The sequence below is a fragment of the Salipiger sp. HF18 genome (assembly GCF_011806505.1).
GTDB lineage: Bacteria > Pseudomonadota > Alphaproteobacteria > Rhodobacterales > Rhodobacteraceae > Salipiger > Salipiger thiooxidans.
Window position 1 is genome coordinate 1 of record NZ_JAATOS010000757.1, and the last position, 1,343, is coordinate 1,343.

Genomic DNA, 1,343 nt, shown 5'->3' on the forward strand with positions numbered 1-1,343 from the left:
GCAGCAGGAGGACATCCGCGTCGCCCAGCTGGGCGAGCCCTTCACCGTCGGCGCCTACGAGATCGAGCTTCAGGACGTGCAGCGTGTGCAGGGGCCGAACTACTTCTCGACCATGGGCGAGGTCGCGGTGCGCGAGGACGGTCGCGAGATCGCGCATCTCTATCCCGAGAAACGCGACTACCCGGTCGCCAAGATGCCCACCACCGAGGCCGCCATCGACTACCGCTTCCTGCGCGACGTCTACGTGGTGATCGGCGACCAGCAGACCGCCGGCGGCTGGACCATGCGCGTCTACATCAAGCCGCTCGCCAACTGGATCTGGGGCGGCGCCATCCTGATGGCGCTCGGCGGACTTCTGAGCCTCTCGGACCGCCGCTTCCGCGTCGCCGCCGGTGCCCGCAAGACGGTGCCGGCCCGGGGAGTGCCTGCGGAATGACCGGGCTCGGGATGCTGCGCAAACTCGCGATGCTGCTCGCGCTGGTGCTGGCGCTCGGCGCGGTGCTGCCGGGGCCGGTGCTCGCGGTGCAGCCCGACGAGATGCTCGACGATCCGGCGCTCGAGGCGAGGGCCCGAGAGCTTTCCAAGGGGCTGCGCTGCCTCGTCTGCCAGAACGAGAACATCGACGATTCCAACGCCTCGCTGGCGCGCGATCTGAGGCTCATGGTGCGCGAACGGCTGGTGGCCGGGGACAGCGACGAAGAGGTCGTGGCCTTCCTCGTCGACCGCTACGGTGAGTTCGTGCTGCTGCAGCCCACCACCGGCGGCTGGAACTGGCTGCTCTGGGCGGCGGGTCCGCTGCTCTTCGTGCTGGCGGTGGTGACGGGCGGGATCTACATCCGCAACCGATCGCGCGCGGCGCCGGCCACCGAGGCCGGGCTGACGCCCGAGGAAAAGGCTCGGCTCGAGGAAATCCTCAGGGGCTGAAGCCTGGAGGGGCCTCGCCCGGAAGGGTCAGTCCCCGATCTGCCGCGAGACGTACCACTGCGTGCCGCAGGGTGTACGGAACCCGCCGCGGCGGTCGCCATCACGCCCGTCGCGCATCGGCTGAAGCTCTTCCGCGCCCGCCTCGAGCGCGCGGGCGAAGGCCGCGTCGGGGTCGTCGAGATAGAGGTGCAGCATGGTGGGGTTGCCTTCCTCGACCCCGCCCATCATCAGCACTGTGTCTCCGATCCGGCATTCGGCATGCATGATCCGGTCGCCGTCCTGCATCACGCGCAGGCGCTCGGCGCCGAACACCGTCTCGCAAAAGCGCAGCACGTCCTCGGGGTCGGTCACCAGTAGGTAGGCGGCAAGGTCGGTGTATCCGTCGGGTTTGTAGCTCATGACCCGCAGTCTGCGCGATT

3 protein-coding genes are annotated in these 1,343 nt (G+C 69.1%); 2 read left to right on the plus strand and 1 reads right to left on the minus strand.

Annotated elements, in window-relative coordinates; all coding sequences use genetic code 11:
• Positions 1 to 436 (plus strand): cytochrome c-type biogenesis CcmF C-terminal domain-containing protein (locus HC022_RS26630; RefSeq protein WP_303049112.1); only part of this gene is annotated, 436 nt, incomplete at its 5' end.
• A complete protein-coding gene (locus tag HC022_RS26635) occupies positions 433 to 924 on the plus strand; it encodes a cytochrome c-type biogenesis protein (protein WP_254885282.1) in 492 nt (163 codons plus the stop codon). The genes HC022_RS26630 and HC022_RS26635, both read left to right, overlap by 4 nt.
• A gap of 27 nt (positions 925 to 951) precedes the next feature.
• Here the strand turns inward: HC022_RS26635 and HC022_RS26640 are convergent.
• The coding region (locus tag HC022_RS26640; protein ID WP_254885283.1) for a glyoxalase/bleomycin resistance/extradiol dioxygenase family protein at positions 952 to 1,343 on the minus strand (392 nt) is incomplete at its 5' end.

Excerpts from the sequence above, each read along its gene's own strand:
- HC022_RS26635 (WP_254885282.1), top strand. The coding sequence starts at position 433 with ATGACCGGGCTCGGGATGCTGCGCAAACTCGCGATGCTGCTCGCGCTG.